Annotated in this window: 19 protein-coding genes; 10 read left to right on the top strand and 9 right to left on the bottom strand. The window is 42.2% G+C overall.

Annotation, left to right across the window (positions count from 1 at the left end):
• The first annotated feature begins 158 nt into the window (after positions 1 to 158).
• The 3 genes from RMX98_RS06930 to RMX98_RS06920 all read left to right on the top strand — a co-directional run bounded on the left by RMX98_RS06930 (position 159) and on the right by RMX98_RS06920 (position 3,343).
• A complete protein-coding gene (locus RMX98_RS06930) occupies positions 159 to 896 on the top strand; it encodes an RNA methyltransferase (protein ID WP_322677973.1) in 738 nt (245 codons plus the stop codon).
• Between the two features lie 174 nt (positions 897 to 1,070).
• Entirely contained in the window at positions 1,071 to 2,633 is a 1,563-nt protein-coding gene (locus RMX98_RS06925) for a serine hydrolase (protein ID WP_322677972.1), read from the top strand.
• A gap of 65 nt (positions 2,634 to 2,698) precedes the next feature.
• Positions 2,699 to 3,343, top strand: coding sequence for a hypothetical protein (locus tag RMX98_RS06920; RefSeq protein ID WP_322677971.1), 645 nt, complete (start codon positions 2,699 to 2,701; stop codon positions 3,341 to 3,343).
• Here RMX98_RS06920 and RMX98_RS06915 read toward each other — a convergent pair.
• Together RMX98_RS06915 and dprA are read right to left on the bottom strand one after the other, a co-directional pair.
• Entirely contained in the window at positions 3,335 to 4,270 is a 936-nt protein-coding gene (locus tag RMX98_RS06915) for a DNA-methyltransferase (RefSeq protein ID WP_322677970.1), read from the bottom strand. The genes RMX98_RS06920 and RMX98_RS06915 overlap by 9 nt on opposite strands.
• 115 nt (positions 4,271 to 4,385) lie before the next feature.
• Positions 4,386 to 5,525 (bottom strand): DNA-processing protein DprA, encoded by a 1,140-nt coding sequence (gene dprA / locus RMX98_RS06910; protein WP_322677969.1) that lies wholly within the window; start codon positions 5,523 to 5,525, stop codon positions 4,386 to 4,388.
• A gap of 284 nt (positions 5,526 to 5,809) precedes the next feature.
• Here dprA and RMX98_RS06905 point away from each other — a divergent pair, with 284 nt between their 5' ends.
• Positions 5,810 to 6,889, top strand: coding sequence for an alpha/beta hydrolase (locus RMX98_RS06905; protein WP_322677968.1), 1,080 nt, complete (start codon positions 5,810 to 5,812; stop codon positions 6,887 to 6,889).
• A 130-nt stretch (positions 6,890 to 7,019) separates the two neighbouring features.
• On the opposite strand, the gene RMX98_RS06900 is transcribed toward RMX98_RS06905, so the two are convergent.
• The 3 genes from RMX98_RS06900 to RMX98_RS06890 all read right to left on the bottom strand — a co-directional run bounded on the left by RMX98_RS06900 (position 7,020) and on the right by RMX98_RS06890 (position 9,633).
• Positions 7,020 to 7,709, bottom strand: coding sequence for an ElyC/SanA/YdcF family protein (locus tag RMX98_RS06900; RefSeq protein ID WP_322677967.1), 690 nt, complete (start codon positions 7,707 to 7,709; stop codon positions 7,020 to 7,022).
• Positions 7,709 to 8,365, bottom strand: a complete 657-nt coding sequence (locus tag RMX98_RS06895) for a DUF2301 domain-containing membrane protein (protein WP_322677966.1) — start codon at positions 8,363 to 8,365, stop codon at positions 7,709 to 7,711. Before RMX98_RS06895 ends, RMX98_RS06900 begins: the two co-directional genes overlap by 1 nt.
• A 467-nt stretch (positions 8,366 to 8,832) precedes the next feature.
• Positions 8,833 to 9,633 (bottom strand): SAM-dependent chlorinase/fluorinase, encoded by an 801-nt coding sequence (locus tag RMX98_RS06890; RefSeq protein ID WP_322677965.1) that lies wholly within the window; start codon positions 9,631 to 9,633, stop codon positions 8,833 to 8,835.
• A 112-nt stretch (positions 9,634 to 9,745) separates the two neighbouring features.
• Between RMX98_RS06890 and RMX98_RS06885 the strand changes: the two genes are divergently transcribed.
• From RMX98_RS06885 to RMX98_RS06870, 4 genes are all read left to right on the top strand, one after another.
• A complete protein-coding gene (locus RMX98_RS06885) occupies positions 9,746 to 9,901 on the top strand; it encodes a hypothetical protein (protein WP_179064081.1) in 156 nt (51 codons plus the stop codon).
• Positions 9,902 to 10,036: 135 nt separating this feature from the next.
• The gene (locus tag RMX98_RS06880) at positions 10,037 to 10,993 is read left to right on the top strand and encodes an ATP-binding cassette domain-containing protein (protein WP_322677964.1); all 957 of its coding nucleotides are present in this window, start codon (positions 10,037 to 10,039) and stop codon (positions 10,991 to 10,993) included.
• 4 nt (positions 10,994 to 10,997) lie between these two features.
• Positions 10,998 to 11,795, top strand: a complete 798-nt coding sequence (locus RMX98_RS06875; protein ID WP_322677963.1) for an ABC transporter permease — start codon at positions 10,998 to 11,000, stop codon at positions 11,793 to 11,795.
• A 1-nt stretch (position 11,796) separates the two neighbouring features.
• A complete protein-coding gene (locus RMX98_RS06870) occupies positions 11,797 to 12,594 on the top strand; it encodes an ABC transporter permease (RefSeq protein WP_322677962.1) in 798 nt (265 codons plus the stop codon).
• Positions 12,595 to 12,714: 120 nt separating this feature from the next.
• On the opposite strand, the gene RMX98_RS06865 is transcribed toward RMX98_RS06870, so the two are convergent.
• The 3 genes from RMX98_RS06865 to hetZ form a co-directional block, all read right to left on the bottom strand.
• A complete protein-coding gene (locus tag RMX98_RS06865) occupies positions 12,715 to 15,018 on the bottom strand; it encodes a DUF3488 and DUF4129 domain-containing transglutaminase family protein (protein ID WP_322677961.1) in 2,304 nt (767 codons plus the stop codon).
• 349 nt (positions 15,019 to 15,367) lie between these two features.
• Entirely contained in the window at positions 15,368 to 16,345 is a 978-nt protein-coding gene (locus tag RMX98_RS06860) for a PatU (protein WP_322677960.1), read from the bottom strand.
• On the bottom strand, positions 16,338 to 17,543 hold the full coding sequence (gene hetZ, locus RMX98_RS06855) for a heterocyst differentiation protein HetZ (RefSeq protein WP_322677959.1): 1,206 nt from the start codon (positions 17,541 to 17,543) through the stop codon (positions 16,338 to 16,340). Before hetZ ends, RMX98_RS06860 begins: the two co-directional genes overlap by 8 nt.
• Before the next feature lie 205 nt (positions 17,544 to 17,748).
• On the opposite strand from hetZ, the gene RMX98_RS06850 reads away from it, so the two are divergent.
• A complete protein-coding gene (locus RMX98_RS06850) occupies positions 17,749 to 18,222 on the top strand; it encodes a hypothetical protein (protein WP_322677958.1) in 474 nt (157 codons plus the stop codon).
• A 545-nt stretch (positions 18,223 to 18,767) separates the two neighbouring features.
• Here the strand turns inward: RMX98_RS06850 and sds are convergent.
• Positions 18,768 to 19,739, bottom strand: a complete 972-nt coding sequence (sds, locus tag RMX98_RS06845) for a solanesyl diphosphate synthase (protein ID WP_322677957.1) — start codon at positions 19,737 to 19,739, stop codon at positions 18,768 to 18,770.
• A 968-nt stretch (positions 19,740 to 20,707) separates the two neighbouring features.
• Here sds and RMX98_RS06840 point away from each other — a divergent pair.
• Positions 20,708 to 20,860, top strand: a complete 153-nt coding sequence (locus tag RMX98_RS06840) for a hypothetical protein (protein ID WP_322678021.1) — start codon at positions 20,708 to 20,710, stop codon at positions 20,858 to 20,860.
• Positions 20,861 to 20,887 lie beyond the last annotated feature (27 nt).

Genomic DNA, 20,887 nt, shown 5'->3' with positions numbered 1-20,887 from the left:
ACGAACGACTAGCTGAACGGCAAAGATTGCGCTGAACTGTTCAGACCTGACGCAGGCATTCACTTACACAGCTAAAATGATTTCAAGGAAACTCTTCAGCAGAACCACGATGCTGAAAATTAGTCTGTAAGTACCGGTGCGATCGCAGGAGGCAAAAAATGGGCTTGGCTGGATTAAGAATTGTGTTGGTAGAACCAGCTGGGCCGATCAATATCGGCGCGATCGCCAGGGTAATGAAAAATTTCGGTCTATATAATTTAGTATTAGTGAACCCCCAATGCGATCCGCTATCGACGGAAGCTCTGATGATGGCTGTTCACGCTCAGGAAATTATAGAATCTGCGGAAATAGTGGCAACCTTACCAGAAGCATTGCATGGATGTGTACGGGCGATCGCTACCACTGGTCGCGTTCGTAGTTTAGAAACACCCTTAGAAAATCCCCGCACTGCACTACCCTGGTTACTGGAGGAACCAGAAAAACCCACAGCACTGATTTTTGGCAGAGAAGACCGGGGATTAAGCAATGAAGAATTAAATTATGCACAGAGGTTTGTTGGCATTCCCACAAGTCAAGATTATGTTGCCCTAAATTTGGCTACTGCTGTAGCAATCTGTTGTTATGAATTGTCACAATGTGCCCAGCCTGACATTCAAACCTTACCCCAAACTGAACTTGCACCCTTAGATGTTGTAGAAGGATACTATCAGCAATTAGAATCAACATTACTGAAAATTGGCTATGTGTATCCCCATACAGCAGCTAGTCGCATGGCAAAATTTCGCCAATTATATAATCGCGCTCATCTCAAAACTGCGGAAGTAGCTATGCTGCGAGGAATTTTGCAGCAGGTAGAATGGGCCATTAAAAACCAGAAGGATAGTGAAAACTTGTAATAATTCGTTTAATATATACGCAATCATCCCCCCAAAAAGTTTAATATAGCTTAAACTAAACGCATAAATGCTACTTAGTGGCAAAGTGGAATTTGAGTATTAATATTGCTTAAAGATTAAGTTTTGGGTCAGGAGTCTGCAAGAAAACAGTCAAGTGGGTCACAAGGAGTAACTGTGTCAGAGTCAAGTGACGAACTAACAGCTTTCTCGCGGCGTCAACCCTTAAATCGCCGCCAGCAGCCACAAAAAGTTCAAAAAGTGGTAAAAAAGAGAGTTAAATCTAACAGTCAGCAGCAAACTAAAAATGGATCTGACGGGGCGTTAACACGCCCAAAAAATCAAATCAGTCCTCCCCCAATCTCTGGCGCTACACGTAGGGTAAAATCGGGGTTAGTTATGCCAACGGCAGTAAAACCAATACCTAGTGTAAAGGGAAAAATTCCTCCCTTCCGACCAGGTGCTGTGATGGTTAAAACAGTGCGGATGGAAAAGCCAAAAACAGGCAGACGCTCATCGCGAAAAACCCAGTTAAAGCCAATGGCCAAAACCGTATTGTATGTTTTGCGGTTATTGATTGTGGGTGTTGGGATGGGCGCAATTGTGGGCACGGTGTTGTCAGTATTAGACCCAGCCAATCGTATTAGCACAAATTCGGCATCGCAATCTAATAGTAATGTGGCGCGATCGCAGCCACAACCTACACCAATCCCAGCTGCATCTTCGAGTCTATACCTATCTCAAGAAATTACCTCTTTGAAAAATGCCGTGCAAAATTTGGCGGACACCAACCCAAATCTTACACCCGGAGTTTTCTTAGTAGATTTGGATACTGGTAATTATGTAGATGTCAATGGCTCAACCAGTTTTCCGGCAGCTAGCACAATTAAAGTGCCGATTCTGATTGCCTTTTTCCAAGATGTAGACGCGGGGAAAATTCGCCTGGATGAAATGCTGACGATGGAACAGGATATGGTGGCTGGCGGTTCGGGAAATCTGCAATACAAACCACCGGGAACCAAGTACGCTGCTTTGGAAGTCGTCACTAAAATGATTACAATCAGCGACAACACGGCAACAAATATGCTGATTGCCAAACTGGGAGGCATTGACGCTTTAAACCAGCGTTTCCGCAGTTGGGGGTTGACAGCCACGATGATTCGCAATCAACTCCCAGATTTGCAAGGGACAAACACCACTAGTCCCAAGGAATTAGGAAATTTGATGGCGATTGTGAGTCAGGGCAATTTAGTAAGTATGCCATCACGCGATCTTATGCTCGATATCTTGCGTCGCACCCAGAAAGACACTCTGCTGCCATCTGGTTTGGGAACAGGTGCAAGAGCATATCACAAAACGGGTGATATCGGCACAATGTTGGCAGATACAGGTTTAATTGTTGTTCCAACTGGCAAGCGCTACATAGCCTCTGTAATGGTACAACGCCCTGAAAACGATCCTCGCGCCGAAAAATTGATTAGCTCAATTTCTCGTGTTGCCTACGAAGAGTTTAGCAAGATTGCTGTCCCACCCAGCACTACTACAAACACTGTACCCGCAAATGGTTATCAGCCCCAGGTTGTAAATCCTGCTTTACCCAATGCTACAACAAGCACTGTGCCCATGAGCATTTATCAGCCTCCTGTTGTGAGTCCTGTACCTAACGGTATGGGAAGTACTGTACCAGCAAACGGTTATCAATCTCCAGTTATGAATCCCCAATATTATCCTCCACGATAATTAATTTGGGATTTTTGAATTTGTATCGTTTTGTATTGTTTATGACATCCATCACCCCCTCATAAATGAGCGGCGAACTAGATCTGATTGCCTGCCAACCTCACCCCATTGAGAGTAACGGTTTTAATCTTAATGCGACTCTGCCATACGACTGTAAAATTGAACACATCGTTTTGGCAATGAATAATTTTATAGAGTTTTTAGGCTTTATCAATCAACAGCTTTACAGCAAAGAAATAGAACGTCTTGAGGTAATGCTGATGCCAGCCAACTTTAGCACTATGGTTGGAGAATTCATGATTTCAAATATTCCGAAATACTGCTCTAGCCTGGTTAAAAATCAATATCATAACGGACATCCTGATTTAATTCCTGCTGGGATGTTTCCTAAAAACTCTGTACAGCATTCTCATATTGGTATTGAAGTAAAAGCTTCTCGTTATCAAAGTGGATGGCAGGGACATAATCCCGAAGATACTTGGCTGATTGTATTTGTTTTTGATAGTAACCGTCCTAGTGATGCTGTTCAAGGTATTGAGCCAAAGCCATTTCGTTTTATCAAGGTTGTTGGTGCTAGCCTTACGAAGAATGATTGGTCATTCTCTGGACGTTCGGAAATTAGTCGCAGAACAATAACTGCCAGTGTTACTAAATCTGGATATCAAAAAATGATGTCCAACTGGATTTATCAAATTCCTAATTTACCATAAAGTAAGCTGTAAATCTGTAACGTTCGAGGAAGCCATTTCTAAATTTATTAACTTAGGAATAGCATTGCAACTCATCTCATAATAATTTAAATTACGCTCAATACCAATACAGCAGACACCAACAGCTTCCGCCGCCGCAACTGTCGAACCAGAACCCATAAAAGTATCAGCAATTATACCTTCACCTAAAGGCAGTGCAGCATAAACTATCTGACGTAAAAAAGACTGTGGTTTGAGACTTGGGTGATTTGCAATAGCCCGTTCTTTCTGAGGTGTCCTCTCACTAGCAATAACATCACCCAAAGGTGTACCATCTCTGTTGCGTCTTAACCCTCCAGTTTGAAATTCTCGCAGACATTCGCTGAGTTTCATCCCTACTGGTATCGGCTTTCGTAAAATACCCCACGGCTCATAACATCCTCTGAGCATGGAAGACACATGAGGAAATTCATCTTCGGCATTTTTTGGGCGATCGCCACCACGAAGTGTTCTCACCAGGCGAATCAATTCTCCACGAAACTCCAAACCACCCTCAACTAAAGCAGAGAAAACTAATTGGGAAAGAAATGCATTACTTGCTATAAAAACATGACCACCAGGGCGAAGTACATGTATCACTAATTTTGCCCATTCTACAAAAAAATTTTTTAAGGTTAAACGTTCTTTGGTAGTAAGTGCTGTAAATCGTGGTAGAGGTGCGCGTTGATGTCCATCAAATGATGGTGGAATTCTCCAAATACCTCCATTTCCATTTGCTCTTTTTAGCAACTGGTCAAAATCATATTCTTTCACCCCGTAAGGTGGATCTGTAACTACTGCATGAATGCTATTTTCTGGTATTCTACTCAGCCACTCGAAACAGTCTGCGTGCAAAATAACAGATTTACCTATATTTTCTACTTGGTATTCAAAAGCCCATTGATTCATGATTTTAATTAGTTTATTTTATATAAAAATTGTATTTTTATATTCCCATAAATCTGTTAGTTAAATCGTTAAAAACAAAGTTAAAAAGCTCAAATATACTATTATCTTTTATTTCTCAACTTTTTTGATACCGCATTCCTGGTAATTGCGAAACGAAACCCATAAGTTCCAACTGTAACAAAGCACTGGAAACTGAGCCAGCAGCCATACCGGTTTGTTGGACAATAAAATCAAAGGGTAAAGCTTCACTTGCGAGTACCTCCGGTACGCCTACGACGAACGCATCCATTATCGTTTGCAATTCTGGCGATAAAGTTGGCATTAACTGTTCTGGTGCTGTATAAGCCTCAACTCCATCAATTTGTGGTATGGCTCCTAGCATTGTTAACAGTTCGTCTAGCTCTTTAAGAATGAAAGAAGCTCCCTGACTGAGTAACTTTAAACACCCCTGAGACGGATGATCGTCCAGTCTTCCAGGTAATGCATAGACATCTCTACCAAATTCATTTGCATAGGTAGCAGTAATTAAAGCACCAGATTTTAACGGCGCTTCCATTACCAGTATGGCGCGGCTTAAGCCTGCAATAATTCGGTTGCGGCGGGGAAAGTGAGTGCGATCGGGTGGGGTTTTTGTGGGGTACTCACTCACGACTAACCCAGCCGTCAAAATTTGCTTGTACAAATCCCGATTTTTATGTGGATAGATGACATCGACACCAGTCCCCAAAACTGCGATCGTGCGTCCACCTGCTTTCATGGCGGCGATGTGGCTTTCTGTGTCAATTCCCTCTGCCATACCAGAAACAACTGTAAAGCCATTTTTAGCCAAAGCTGTACTAATTTGGCGAGTCCAACGAATACCATATTCTGAGGGTTGGCGAGTTCCGACAATTCCAATCATCGGTTTTTGTCCGAGATTTTCTTGGAGTTCGACTTCACCGCGATAGTACAAAATCGGTGGTGGACTCGGAGTTTCTAGCAGTAAGCGGGGATAATCTGCATCTGCTGGTGTCCAGAAATGGGAATTTTCCTGCTGGTGCTTGGTAAATAATTGTTCTGGATGCAAACGCGATCGCTGTTGTACTACTTTTTCTAGTGTTTGGAAACCCAAACCTTCCACCTCTGCCAACTCTACCTTGCTAGCGTTCCAAGCTGTTGCCAGCGTACCAAAATGCTGTTGCAGCCGTCGCAGTAATACCGGGCCAATTCCCGAAATTTGTGCCCAAGCTAACCAATATGCGCCTTCTTCTACCACTGTTCTATCCTCACACTTACTGGATTGAGTATTCCCAAATTGAGGTTGGCTGTTGATGTGGAGAGGGAGAGGAAGATGGAGGAATTATTGAACAAGTCTCTCCCTTGTCTCTTCTCCATACCTAATACTTCTCTACAAGAGGCTGCGCCAATTCCTAATGCCCCTTGACTTTTGACTCTTGACTCTTGACTATTAACTATTGACTATCTATCTTCTGATCTTCTGTGATGAAATATTTCTATCGTCTTTTAATAAGCCTATCTGGGTGCTTAATATTTTTACTGGTGCATAGTTGTGTTGGTTTGTTGCCTAGTTTGGCTGCCGAAAAGATTGTTGTCAGGTACGGATTGTTTGAGCAATCGATTCCAGTGGCAGATATACGCAACTACGACAAGACGCAAAAGGCTTCTAGCGATTTGCAATCTTTCCTAGATTACCTTAGTGCTAAGGAGAAACAAAAGTTCCAAGAAGCCCTTCAGGTGAAAATGTCGCTTGATATTGTGGCTTTAGATAAGCTGATAAACACAGGAATGGGCAAGCAAATTTTATCTTTTGCTTCCCAAGCGATCGCCCGTCGCGATCAAGCGAGTATACAAGCACTACGATCTGCCATTATCATCGGAGCAAAATCACCAGAAGGTCTAGGAATAACCACCTTTCTAGAAGCCTATCCAAGTAGTCAACTAGTTATTGAGGTGTCAAAAATTCAGAAGCTAGTCGGTATGGCAAATTTATCTTCTGATTCTGCTGATGCGCCACCGAAAGACGACGTAAGTTCTTCACCTTTAGGGAAAATTGCCCTGCAATATCAGACACTTGCTGCCCAAGATAAACAGTTCTCAGGTTGCTTATTTGGCGATTCTATTTCGGCTCAACTTGGTAATACCCTGGGAGATGGTACTTTTAATTTTGGGTTAAATGGTCTAAGTACAATCTCTTTACTGGAACAACTGAAAAGTTTAATTCCTACCAAGGTTAAATGCGAAAAAGCTATTATTGCCATAGGTGGAAATGATGCTTTGTATAAAATTAGTGATGAATTATTTAGCAAAAATTTGCAAGAGGCGATCGCACTTATAAGAACAATAGGAACTAAAGAGATTTTTCTCATTCCGGCTTTCTATTCAACAGTTGCAGCAAGCTCAGATCCAACTATAGCAGCCCCAAATTCTAGAGTTGAACAAATTAATGTTCTGATTAACCAAATTGCTGAAGCAGAAAAAGTGCCAGTTGCAGCAGCAGGAGTAGCACCCTTGTATGAAAATAATGTTCTTAAAGAAAATTTGACCAGTGATGGCGATCATCTGAATACAGAGGGCCTAAAAATTTATCGGCAAGCATTATTACAAATTCTGGGTAAGTAAGCAGGTCAGCAGATAGATCCCCGATTTCTTTGAAAATTAGGGGATCTGGGAATTACGAATTACGAACTTGTACTGAGCGACTTGTGCCGAGCGAAGTCGAGGTAAGCCGAAGTATTACGAATTATCACTGTTAGGCTTGCCAATTCAAAAACCGTGCATAAATATAAGCGATACCTTCATCAATAATTGTCCGCACACCTTCGCTAGAACCCCACCATTTGCTTGGACTATAATCTTGCGTTTTTGCAGCAATTACACCAACTTTAATTTTAGGGTTAAGTATTTTTTTAAAAAGAAACCAACTCCTACGAGCATGAACGTCCAAAGAAAAAAGATTAATTGATTCTATCTGTAAATTTGAATTGGATAGCCAGCGATGAAATTCGGCAGCAGATGCATAACTACGATCCTTAACTACGAAAGGTGTCGGAACTGCTACTACTTTTTCTGCTTCTAAACCGAGTTTTATGAAGGTGGCGGCTGACACATCTGCATAGTTCTTATAACCGGTAAGAAAACTTCCTTTTCCTAATGTACCTCCGGTAGTAATTATTTGACGATAAGAACCGTTTTTAAATTCAGTCAAAGCTTCTTCTATAGCATAATCTGGTAGCCATCCTTCAACAATTAATACTTCTGCTGATTCGATCGGGGAAGTTACGGCGAGAAATGAGTGTACATGAGTAAGCATGACAAATATTAAGTAAGCAATCAAAGCGATCGCAATCGCCCACCCCTGAGCCGTAAGTGTCCACATTTCTTGGCGTTTGATTATTTTGATTTTTGGAAATTTTTGACACCGACGATTTTTTGCCTGCATTAAACCTTAGCTAAACGTTGTTCTTTCAAGTAGGTAAACACCGACTTATCGCCAATATCAGCAGGAATTGCTTGCACTGTCTTTCGCAGGGCAAACACCAAAAATAAGGTTGCCCAAATTCCTAATAAAACACTTTCTCCCTGAGTTGGTAAAATTCCCACTAAATGTCCTAACAACAATATCGGTACTATTGGGGTTAATACTTTGGTTTCCAGGCGATTGAAGCAAAAAGCCTCTTTAAAGTAAATACCTGTCAAAGCAACGAAGATAAAACCAACTCCAAATAGTGTCATCGGCTGATTGTAAACAGCAAGAGCTAAAGGTTCATTACTAGTGATTGCCAGAATCATTGATGTTATACTACCGATCGCCCAAAAAATTTGCAACGCTCGGTGCAGTGATGCCATATAAATATGGATGGTAAATAAACTTACACCAAGAGCGAGACTAAAACAAGCATATAGAGGTGTAAGTGCAGTTACAATAGTCGGGTTATTGTTGAGTAAAACCAAAGCGCTGCCGATTGCAAAGCTCAATGCTGCTACCACCAACCCAGCACGGTAGATAATTACGCCAGTGCGATCGCTCTGAGTAATTGTAAATTCTCCAAACTGACCTTGATAAACTTCTGGTGCAGAGAGTGTTTGTGTAGTCATAGTTGGCTAATGAAGATTGTTTTGTATATGTATTAATCTTGACAATTGTCAAAAAAAGCTAAAATATCCATCTATTATCTGGTAGGTTAAACTAAATTCTACTTGGGACATTCTAAAACTAATCAGAAGCATCCAAAAATTGCAAAGAATAATCAGACTGTTCTGGCACTAACTTTACTAATCACAGCAAGTCTTATAGGTATATTTGCTGTTTTGATCTGGATTGGATATTCGTTAACGCGGTCTAAGTCTGAGAGCAAAAACCCAGGAAACACTAATTTAGTTAACACAACTATTAATTCTAGCTCATTGAAGCAAGTAGAAATCACCACAGCCTGCAATGTCGATTACAGCCAGTTGTAGAAATATTTACAAAGCAAAGATTGGCAAGAATCTGACCGAGAAACTTACCTGAGAGTGCTAGATGTAGCAGGGACTAAGGCAAAAGCGGAGGGTGCTATCGGTATTTAAGTTAGTACAACCTGAAGCGATTTTTGACGATCTAACTGCAAATGTAAGTGAGCGTTGCCATTATTAATGGCAATTTCTATCCAGCCATGACTGCCAACTATAGCTATAATCTCTCCCAGTTTAACATCACCGTAAGTTTCACAGCCTGGTATATTCAACCCAGCTGCTTGTACATACCAAGTTTTGCCTTGCACGTAACTCCCCGGAATGTTACTCACTAGGTTGCCAAAGTGGTCAATATATTGAATACAACCCACTACACCAGTTGTTGTTTGCTTGTAGTCGCCTATATCCAGCTTTACTAAACTTGCTGGATCAATTTCTTGTCCTAGCTGTTTAAGGGGGACACCACTAGCAAGATTAGCTGCCACTGGGGCAAAGATATCCCTACCGTGAAAAGTCTTGCTTGGTTGAGGAGTTCGCCAATAATTAAGATTTGTAAGTTCGACGGCGGCGATCGCAGGACTTTTACTGAGTACCCCGCTAAAGATACCATTATCTGGCCCTACGAGAAACCCTTGAGCAAATTCTACTGCGATCGCTCGTCGCCTGCTTCCCACACCCGGATCTACTACTGCTAAATGCACTGTTCCAACCGGGAAATAGGCATAAGCATTCATCAGGTTAAATCTAGCTGCGGCGATGTCTTGTGGCGGAATTTGGTGCGTTAAGTCTATCACCCCCAGTCTGGGGTTGATTTGGGCTATAACTCCCTTCATTATGCCTACATAAACATCGCGATCGCCGAAATCACTGAGCAAAGTTATAAGTGGTCGTTGTATCTGCTCTTTAGACATATTTAAGATAAAATATATATAAAGCTATAAAATTCTGTAGCAACAGCTACAAATTGTGTGCTATGTTAAGAATACAAGATATAAAGCAAAAAATTAAAGAGGGTAATTCAGTATGAGTCAAAATAGACTACAAAGTTTGAGCAAATCACGAGAAGCTCACAGAGCGAATATTCAAAGAAGCTTAGAGCATCGCTTGGAAGTAGCCAGAGCAAAAGGCGACGAACAACTGATTCGTCAACTGGAAGCTGAGATGAGGTATTCCAGCTAAATCAAGTTTTCATTGTTCATAGTTTTGTTGTGTAACCCGCTACGGCGGGTTTTTTTTTGGGGTTGTAATCCCCAATTCCATCAGTTTTTGTATTATATTTGTAGTATAAAAATCACCAACAGAGGTTCATCGGTGATGGCAGCCGTAGAACTGGAAAATTTATCCAAGATATTTACTCTGAGTCGGGGTTGGGGATGCAACCGCACTCATAAAGAGATTGTCGCCGTAGATGGCATTAGTTTGACCGTTCCAGATGGTCAAGCGATCGCCTTCATTGGGCCAAATGGAGCGGGGAAGTCCACTACAATCAAGATGCTGACAGGCATACTACAGCCCACATCTGGCACAGCCAGGTTATTGGGATTAAACCCTTGGCGAAATCGGCGCGAACTAGCGTACCAGATTGGGGTAGTGTTTGGACAGCGATCGCAGTTATGGTATCACCTACCTCCCCGCGATACCTTAGAGCTACTGGCGCGAATCTATAATCTGAATCGGCAAGAATACATCAAACGTCGCGACCAACTAGTTGAGCGTTTTGACCTCAGCCCGTTCTGGAATACCCCAGTACGTAAATTGTCTTTAGGTCAGAGAATGCGAGCAGAAGTAGCAGCCAGCTTACTCCATGCACCGAAAGTACTATTTCTCGACGAACCCACAATTGGACTGGATGTAATTGCGCGTCAGGAATTACGCGACCTCATCCGGGAGTGGAACCGCGATGAGGGAGTAACAGTATTTCTCACCAGCCATGATGCAGGCGACATTGAACAAGTGGCGCAACGAGTAGTGGTAATTAATCATGGGCGGGTAGTACTTGATGACAAAGTTTCGGCAATGCGCCGCCAATACCTTGGCTCAAAGATTCTTAGCGTGAAATTTCATACCTCTCCCGCCCAAATCAGCCTCCCAGGAGTGACGCAACTCAAAGCTGGCGAATATGGACTCAAGCTGGAGGTTAATACCCGCATCACACCAATTGAAACTGTGATGACTAAAATTCTCCAAGCGGGTTCAGTGGCTGATATTGCAATTGAAGACCCACCGCTAGAAGAGGTAATTGCACACATTTATGCTCAGGCAGCCTCATAATTCAGTGAACAGTCTCAATAAATATACCTGGATTGGCTTGACGGCAGCTCGCTCCAACCTGGCTTATTGGGGAGAAGTTGCTTCTAGAGGAATTTTTTTGTTTGTCATTCTCTACATTTTTTTACAACTGTGGCGTGTCACCTATGCCGAGACGGATGCAGAGAAACTGGGAGGTTTAACGCTGGCTCAGATGCTTTGGTATCTGGGTATTACTGAGTCTATTGTCCTCTCCAGCCCCCAAGTTGCTTTAGAGGTAGACGAGGATGTACGGACGGGAGCGCTGGCAGTGCAACTAATACGCCCTTTATCTTACCCTTTGTATCGTTTGTGGACTACTTTGGGAGAGCGGACAGTGCGCTTTGGGTTGAATGTTGCGATCGCATCCTTAGTTGCACTACTGTTTGTCGGCACAATTCCTCTAAGTTTAGGAGGAATTTTATTATTCGTAGTGGCGCTACCACTGGCATTTGTCCTAGATTTTTTGGCAACCTTCTTAGTGGGTTTAGGAGCTTTCTGGCTGGAAAATACCACCGGACTAATGCTCATTTACTCTCGGTTGACGATGATTTTGGGTGGGATGCTGATTCCTTTGGAACTACTACCAGAAACCTGGCAGCCAGTACTACAAGTTCTACCCTTCGCTAGTATTTTGTATGGCCCAGCGCGTTTATTTGTGCATCCCAATTTAGCTTTTGCCAGTCAATTATTGGTGCGGCAGGCAGTTGCTATCGGTGTGCTGGCTCTCTTAGTAGCCCTTGTATACCGCACAGCAGTTAAACGTATCCACGCGCATGGAGGTTGATATGTTTTGGCGTTTACTTTCTTACCTACAATTAGCTGGCGCTTATATTCGCCTCAATCTGAATGCTCACTTAGAATATCGTGGCGCATTCCTGACGCAAGTGCTAGCGATGGTACTGAATAACCTAGTGTGGGTAACATTTTGGGGGCTGTTTTTCACACGTTTTCCAGTGCTACGTGACTGGACGGTACAAGATGTAGTTACTTTGTGGGCGATCGCCGCAACAGGATTTGGTTTGGCTCATACTATCTGCGGTAACGCTTTGCAACTGACAAGTTTAATTGTCCAAGGACAGTTGGATGTGTGGATGTTGTACCCTCGTGCGCTTTTACCGCACCTACTACTAGGGCGGATGAATGCTACATCTTGGGGAGATATGCTATTTGGGTATGGGGTTTATTTATTTTTTGTCAAGCCTGATGCAGTGCATTTGGCATTGTTTACTGGGTTGACAGTTTCAGTGGCGACGTTGTTCGTGGGCTTTAATATTTTGACAGGTAGCCTCAGCTTTTATCTGGGCAATTCCGAAGGACTGACACAACAGTGGCGAAATGCCATGCTTACCTTCAGTACCTATCCAGCGACTTTGTTTGAGGGAACGGTGAAACTCCTTTTGTACACGTTGATTCCGGCTGGATTTGTGACTTATTTGCCGATTGAAGCATTGCGATCGCTATCTTTGATTCATACGGCGCTAGCAGTGGTTGGGTCAACTACCGTCCTGTTGGTTGGTGCAGGTGTGTTCTACTACGGTTTGCGTCGCTACTCTTCAGGAAATTTGATGCAGATGCGAGGTTAAGTTCAATGTTGGCGAGTTTTTACCTTCATCTCTCGCTGAAGACGTAAAAAAGCTTGGTTCTGACATTGAAATTAAAAAGGTTGCCCCACGGACAACCTTTTTATGTAATTTATCAATGAGTTACTTAGCAGCTTTTTTCAAACCTTGCCATCTTTGTCGCAATCGCTGCAAGTTAGGTGTATGACCGCCATAACGCCAGCCAACATAAGCTTGACAAATTTCATCTATAACCTCAGCAGTTGCTAAAGCATGATGTTGGTATGAAACTCTGGCATATTCTAAAGGTGTTTGTGCTGGATGTTTGCCTAAACCTTTTTGGGTTGTCCATTGCAACATTTGTTGATAAAGGCTCTCCATCGCTGGCAATTTATTTAACCATCGGCGGTTGCGCCACTCTCGCCACTGACCCCAACCCAGCCAAGCGAAGAAAGCGGTTGTAGTTCCCACAATTAAGCCAGTTAATACACCAAACCAACCTTGAGAGAATAAAGCTAAAAACCAAGCGATCGCTCCGATCGCCCACTTAAATATTGTCTCAAATACATTATTCAACCAACCTGTCAGCGGAGAAGGTAGCCAGCCAGCAACCCAATGCCACAATTGGCGTAACACACTAAAAGTCTGAGTGTCTTCAATGGATGGCGGAATCAAAGGATGATTGGGAATAGGGTCAAAGGCAAACCAACCATATTTCGGAAAATACACTTCCGTCATCGCATAAGCGTCAGTATTACGGACAACATATAGCCCTGTAAATGGATTAAATTCTCCCGCACTAAACCCTGCTACCAACCGCGCTGGGATACCAATGGAACGCAACATTACCGTAAGAACTGTTGAAAAGTGGTCTGGATAGCCTCCCTTTTGCTTAAACAAAAATGTTTCTACCAAATCTTCTTTTTCACTCAAATAAGGTAGGTCTAAGGGATTTTGGGGAACAGAGTAGCGTTGCTTTAAATATTGAGCTAAGTAGAGAGCTTTTTCGTAGGGTGAATCTAAGCTTTTAGCAGACTTTGCAACTTTTTCTTGATTGTAGTTAGCGAGGATTTCTTCGGTACGTTGCCGAACTTTTTCAGCAATTTCGGGAGGAATTTGCAGATAATGCTTTTTAATTTGTGGTGGATATTTAGTCGAAGCTTCACCTAACAAAGTGCGATCGCGGTATGGCACTTGGGAAACTACTGTGTAGGTGAAGCCTTCTGATAATTCTACAGGCGATCGCAATCCGTCTTCTTTATCAACAGCAATCACTGGTGCTGGAAAGTAAACTTCTTTGGGATAAGTCATCGCTGGAATCAGGTTAGGCAAATCTGACACCACTGTATAAGTTTGCACTACTTCTTGGGTTTTACCAGTAAGTACAGATGGGGAAAGAAAAATTTGGTAAGACCAAGGCGATCGCCTAACAGTCGTAACATTTTCATTGCGAGAAACTTCCCATCCCTTACCTGTATAGCGATCGAATCCTAATACTCGCCAAAAACCCTCAGCTTGCGATCGCACCCGCATGACAACCTTGGGTTTCATCTCGCCCCGCAAATTTTGGTTAATTTGGCTATTAAAACCGTAATAAAAATTATTATCTATTTTACCTGGTTGACCATTTTGATTTTGTCCCGTACCACCGCTACCACTACCTTGATTATCACCTTTACCTTGGCGGACATAACCGGGATTAATGATACTACGTCCTGTAAAATTATTTTTTACTTGAATAGCAGAACTTACAGGAAAATTTCGTAACTGATAGCCAGGGAATCTAGGTAAAACAGCAAAAATTGCCAGTCCCAGACCGACAATTAGCAAAAAAGTTAGAATTAAAAATTTAAAATTAAGACTTGAGGAATTCTTCTGATTGAATTTTTCCTTTTGGGTTTTTAATGGCTGCAAACCCAAGCGCGAGCGATAATCTAATACTAAAGTTGGCAGAGCGATCGCTAGAAATAACAGCAACACAGGTGCAAATGCTAAAGTCTGACTTAGGGTTGCTGCTACACCCAATAAAATCAGTCCGATAACAATCGAATAGCCCAAATTTTTCCGGCGGGGTGTATCAAAGCTGTGTAACACCTGGAGTTGAATTAATAACTCTGCCAAACCCAACCGCGTATCATTCAACTCTCCGACTAATCGCCCAAAGAAAGCACCCAGTGCTACTAACATTCCGATGGCGATGCAGAATTTAATTGCAACATTGCGATCGCGGCGACGATAATAACTCCAAATTGCACCCACAACACTCAGAGGTAACGCCCAAAAACTGAATGAAGTTTCAGCAGCAATATCCGTCGCCACAATTCCCAAAATAACCAACGCTAGCACCAGCACCCGCAATAAAATTGAATCTTCCACTTCAATCAAAGGCGAATCCTGTGGATTTTGCCGCCAGAAATTACCTACAGGGATACGCCAAAACCGATTCATCCTGGATAAATTAAACATTTGAGTCTAATAGAAGCAATGATGTAGATGCAAAAAACACAATGGAGGGGGAGTCATTACTTACCCTACTACTGTGTCAAAAAAATGATAAATACGGGGTAGAGATGGAGATACACGAGAAACGGTTGACGCGGTAAATCGAGAAATCAAATACTTTCTCAATGTCCCCATGTCCCTCTATCCCCGCGTCCCTGTGTCTTTGTAATAACTGCTTCTCGTAGACACCCTAATGACCGCTTGTTGAAAAATAAGATAAGCTTCAAAACCAGGAAAATCCTCTTAATATATATCGGCGTTGATTGACATAGTGTGCTAGCGCTGGCAATTTCAACTAAATTGTGGGATTAATCACAAACAACAACGGCTGTTCGTCTATTTCTGGAAACTCAACTTCCAGGGTATAAGTTGGGTTAAGTTGCTCGCAGCCTAACTCTACATTTAAGTATCCCGAAGTCGAAGATGTTGTCATTGCTAAAGTGCCACTTCCCCGCAGCGTCAAAGTTCCTTTAACAGGTAACTCAGCTTGCACAAGCAACTTCGTAAGTTTACCTAGAGACTGGTATTCTACTCTGATGTTCAAAGCACCAACACTGGTTAGCCATTGTCTTTCTACCACTGGACTAGTTGCTGAAACTGGTAGAGTCAGATTTTCTAGCAGTTGTTTAGCTGCTAGCAACGACAAAGCCATCTGTTGACGCGGTTGTAAATCTGAGTAATCGCTCTCAATAGTGGGCATTGTCTCCAGAGTACTTGCAGAGCGATAGGTGCTTCTTAGCACCAATCCAGCTATGTCATTTAGTGCTTGAGACTCATTGGGAAAAAAGTTCTCCACCACTTGAACTAATTTTGCCCCCAATGGCACTGAAGATGTCACTAAAGCCTGACATTGTTCTAGCAATTGCTGGAAAACTCTTTCCGGTAAGCGAGTTGGCAAGGTCAACTTTGACTGTTGTACCATCCATCCCCAGCTAGGAACGAGTGTCATTGACGGCTCATCAACAAAATCAGGATATTCAATTAATTGTGTTTCCCAAGGAAACAACGGTGGGTGTTCTTGGGCTTGGATTTGTAACCGATTCTTAAGGACAGCTTGAAAACGATCTTGCACAGTAGGAATTTCTCCCAATTGAAAGGTCTGGGGCGTTCCTCCCAATTTTGGCTCACTGCTTTTTGAAGCAGTGGCTTCTTTGAGGAGGTTTTTTACCCCGTCATTTTCCTCACATTCTAGCGATCGCTCGTTATTTTTGACATCATCTGTCAATAACCAATCGAGACACTGGTGTTGTAAGGATTCTGAGTCACTATTCATGAGTAGATGCACCTGATCCGGAAACTAATGAGTTACGAATTTCCCAAGCTTGCTCAAGAATCTTAAACCATCGTTTTTGCAGTTGTGCCATTGACAGCCCTAAAGTTTTTGCTATTTTTTCGTCAGCTTGTCCTTGTTGCTTCAACTCTAATAAAGACCGTTGCTTATTGTCCAGCTGTGCTGTGTATACTTGCCATTGCTGGGGAGTTAAGCCCAGATTGGTGTGTAAAGAAGCTTCCAGCCACTCGTGAACTAATTCCCAACGGTGTAACAAGGCAAACCGAATCAGATGATACTTAAAGCGCTGTTGCAAATAATCTCTCTGACGAGGAGTTAAACCTAAAATCGACTCAATTTCTTGTGCTGATAAATCTTGGAGGCGGAGAGAAAAGTAATCAGCACAGTCAGATTGTTGTCGTTGTTCGAGATAATTCATTAATTCTGTAACAACAACAGAACGCAAAGTGTCTTCTTCGGGTTCGGGTTCGGCTTGGGTTGCCATTGTGGAGCGCAATTGGTGAATTGCTGGCTCTTCCCAAGAACCGTCACCTTCATTATTGCTACCTTCTGCGGCTTGTTCTATATCTACGCTGGTTTCTGGCGGCTGCTGTTGGGAAAAAGTTTGTGCCCGCAGGATAATTAGCTGTTGCTGGCGGCCTGGTAAGGGAATGCGTCGCTTGCCGTAGCGCTCAGTAAATGCCATATACTCGGACAATTCCAAGAGCGTTTGCGGGCGATAAGTAGCACCAAGTTGATTTTCTCGCCGGAAAGCGTTCAACGCTTCTAGATAAAAACTCTGGAGGAAATCTTCGATGATTGTCAGCCGCCCTTGATAGCTCAATTGTCTCTGAGGAGGATTAATGTATCGATAAATAATTGCACTCAAAGTACTGTGTAATTCGACTCTGCCCCGATTTGAACCCAACTGATAGTATCTGAGACATTGTTGCAGCCGATGCCGAGCCAAGGTCATCGCCGAGCTTTCTACAGAGCCAGAAGCTTGGATACGTTTACTCTCATGACAAATCCGGTAGACTTCGGTGGTGATACGTCTTGCTACATCGTGGCAATTCTGTTCCGAAGCTTTAGTTGACTGCTGAAACTCCTTGGACAGGAGTTGAAAGATCGCCTCCACGCCTGTAGAATTTTCTCCCAGAATAGTTGCAGATGGAATAGTTGCGGTTGCGGCTGAATTCATAGTCTCGGTTTTCAAAAGACCCTAACTTAACTTAAATACAACCTGTAGGACTGTGGGTATTGGCTAGTTTGGTTTTACGTATAAGCTAAACGCAGGCCAATCCTATATTGAGGATATGGCTGATTTTATTATTCCCAATTCTGATGGGATTGTTCACACTTGATAGATGTTATTGCCATTACCCAAGAGTCGTATACAAGTCATTATGGATTTAGAAGCACAAATTCAATTGCTGATTGACAATGCACCCCGCGATGGTATTACACCACATCTTGTTGCAGCAATTGCTCCTGCCCTGAGAGCGATCGCTCAAAAATTACGCTACTCCCAGTACTATATTCTCCAGAATTCGGAGTCAAGCTGGGTTTTAACTACATTGAGCAATCGTGCTAACCCAGGATTAGAAAAACGTGTGATTTACGCTTTCCCTACCATACAGGATGTCTCTCTAATTTCCCCTGATGGGCTTGACCCTCAAATGCTAGCTAAAATTACTCCTGTCACCCATATTTTGTTCCAATTGGTGGCATTAGAACCCGTAGATAGTATCGTTTTTTTGGAGACGCCGGGTAAGACCACTCATACCGTCGAAGTTCGGCGAACTGAACTAGAAAAACTCATGCAAAAACAGTTACGACAACAGCGATCGCCTAAACAGATCCCCCCTGATATTGCATAGAAAAAATTTGGATGTGGGGTTTTTTAGATACAATCCCACATCCAAATTTTTAAATCTCAAATTTCTTTAAAAAAGTTTTTTAAATCAGTGAAAAAAGAAATTTTTCTTTCCGTTACACCATGCGATCGACTCAACTTTCGGTGAAACCTAAAATTGATTAAAAAATAGTTATCAGTGAACATTTTTCCATTTTCAAATTTTAGTTTCCTAATGAAGCAGAGTTTTATACTTAAAAACTTTCACATAAAAAATATCCCATTCTTGATTGTGAGCTACCCAGTAACCAAAAGCGGGCAAGTCTTTAGAGTTAGCGCTCAGTTGAACACTATCCATCCCACAAGTAGTAGTAATTTATTTTTTGGAAATCCCTAAGAACTTCTAAAAAACCCCACTTTCTACCTGTTAAATAAGCGGATTTAATTAAACATAAAACTGCTTTAGTACATTAAAGCGTTAACACAGCATTTCAGGTTTTCGGTGCGTTACGCAAGCCACAACACACCTACATCTAAATTCCCACTTTCTACCTGAGAATGATAACTGATTTAATAGAGGCGACTCAGTGTGTACTCAGCTATGTTAATCAGTGCCTGGTGGGATTCTGAAAATGGGAGAACTGCAAGATGTTCAATTGCCAACTTAGCATGGTGAGCAGCTAACTCTCGCGCCTGCTGTATACCTTGACTATCTTGAATCAGTGCTAGTGCTTGCTCTAAATCGCCTTCTTGAGCAAACTCTCGTTCAATCAGCACTTCTAAAGATGGTTTTTCGGCCAAAGCAAATAAAACTGGTGCAGTCAGATTACCACTTTTGAGATCAGACCCCACTGGTTTACCCAAGGTATCTGTTGTACTGGTGAAATCTAAAATATCATCAACAATTTGAAATGCTATACCAAAATGACGACCGTAGCTATACAGATGCTCAACAGTTTCTCGCGAGACTTCACTAAGTAACGCAGCAGCTTTAGAACTATTGGCGATTAACGAAGCTGTTTTGTAATAACTCTTCTCAATGTACGTTTCAATAGAGATACCAGCATCAAAACGATTAAGTCCCTGCTGAATCTCCCCAGTAGCCAAATCCATAATGACTTGTGAGAGCAGTTTCACTACCTCCAAATTGTCCAAGTTTGCTAAATACCAGGACGATTGGGCAAAGAGAAAATCTCCTGCTAAGATGGCAATGCGGTTCCCGAACAAACTATGAACGGTAGGAACGCCTCGCCGCACGTCTGATTCATCTACCACATCGTCATGTACCAAGCTTGCTGTGTGAATCATTTCTGTAATCTCAGCAAGGCGGCGATGACGCGGTGTGATATCTTGTTCTAACATTGTTGCCCGCGATATTAGCAGGACAATTGCTGGTCTGATACGCTTTCCCCCAGCTCCGAATAAATGTTCGGCTGCTGCAAACAGAATGGGGTGGCGATTTCCAACTAGCTGTTTTAGGTTATCTGCTAGTAGTCGCAGGTCTGCTTCCACAGGGGTAAACAGGGAGGTGGCTGGGGTCATGTATGGGCGGACTCTGACTTAGGTTACGAAAGTTTACATATCCTACACTCATTTTAAGATAACCCTGTGCCAGCGCAAAGTTTTCATCAGGTAATCCCATTTTTATGAGTCTATGGGTGATAATTAAGGTTGTTAATGCGTTTGTCAATAAGTAATTGTGCTTATTTTATGTGAACTCAGATTTTAAACTAACTCAAAACATGAATTCTCAGTACACGAAAATAAATATTCAATGAAATTGTGTTAAGTAGTTGATCGTCTCACCTTTACTGTCACAGTTCAAAAGATGATTTAAGCAATATTACTTATTGACAAAAGTAAGAGTATCTATACTTATCATCAATCGGTAAGGCTAAATTTCTCCAGATTGAGGTGTAGCTCCTCAAAAAATTTGAAATTTAGCAGCCGAATAGGCTCAAAATTCCGGGTCGTTGTGTTACGCTAAAATATAGGAATTTTAAATTTTGTAAGCTATTCACATCCCAAAAGTAAGTCAGCTACTAGTTGATTTTACTGACTTAGTGTTGTGAGTCTAAAATAAATATTCGTTGGTTAGATTAAAGGAATAAATTCTTTAATTTTTTCGACGATATGCGAAACTCCTGGTTTGGAGCTATGTGATATCCCTATGGGAAGCCGCTACACGTCATCAGCGCACGTTGAGCGCAAACATTGCTCTTTTCACAGCAGTTTGAGCAAAAATAAAGCAGATCAAGTAGATCGCTGAGAATCGCAGTTTTAGATTGCTAAACGGCAATCTAACTGCTGTGGGATCTATGGTCTGCAAGAAATCGCATTAAATCATAAATTCTTTGTCCGTAGAGGATTTTATCTCTATAGGTAATTTTACTGTATGAAACTACAGCCATCAAGAATGCACTTGCTTGGCTGAGGTTCTACTAATTTTATGTAATTTTATATTCGTTTAGAAGGGTGCTAGTAGAACAATGATTTACGGAAATATACCTATGATGATTTTTATTTTAGCCTCTGGATATTTGTTCACAGTCTACCTGTTATTAGCACTGGCGAAGCGAACAGGTACAAAGACTGTTCCTAGAAGTTTCCCTTCATCTGCTGAAGGAAAACACAAGCAGGAGATATCAGTTAATAGTCAATAGGCAATAGGCAATAGTCCTTAGTCCTTA

It is taken from the genome of Nostoc sp. DedQUE02 (assembly GCF_034531035.1).
Lineage (GTDB): Bacteria > Cyanobacteriota > Cyanobacteriia > Cyanobacteriales > Nostocaceae > Nostoc.
This window is presented reverse-complemented; position numbering and strand designations above follow the sequence as displayed.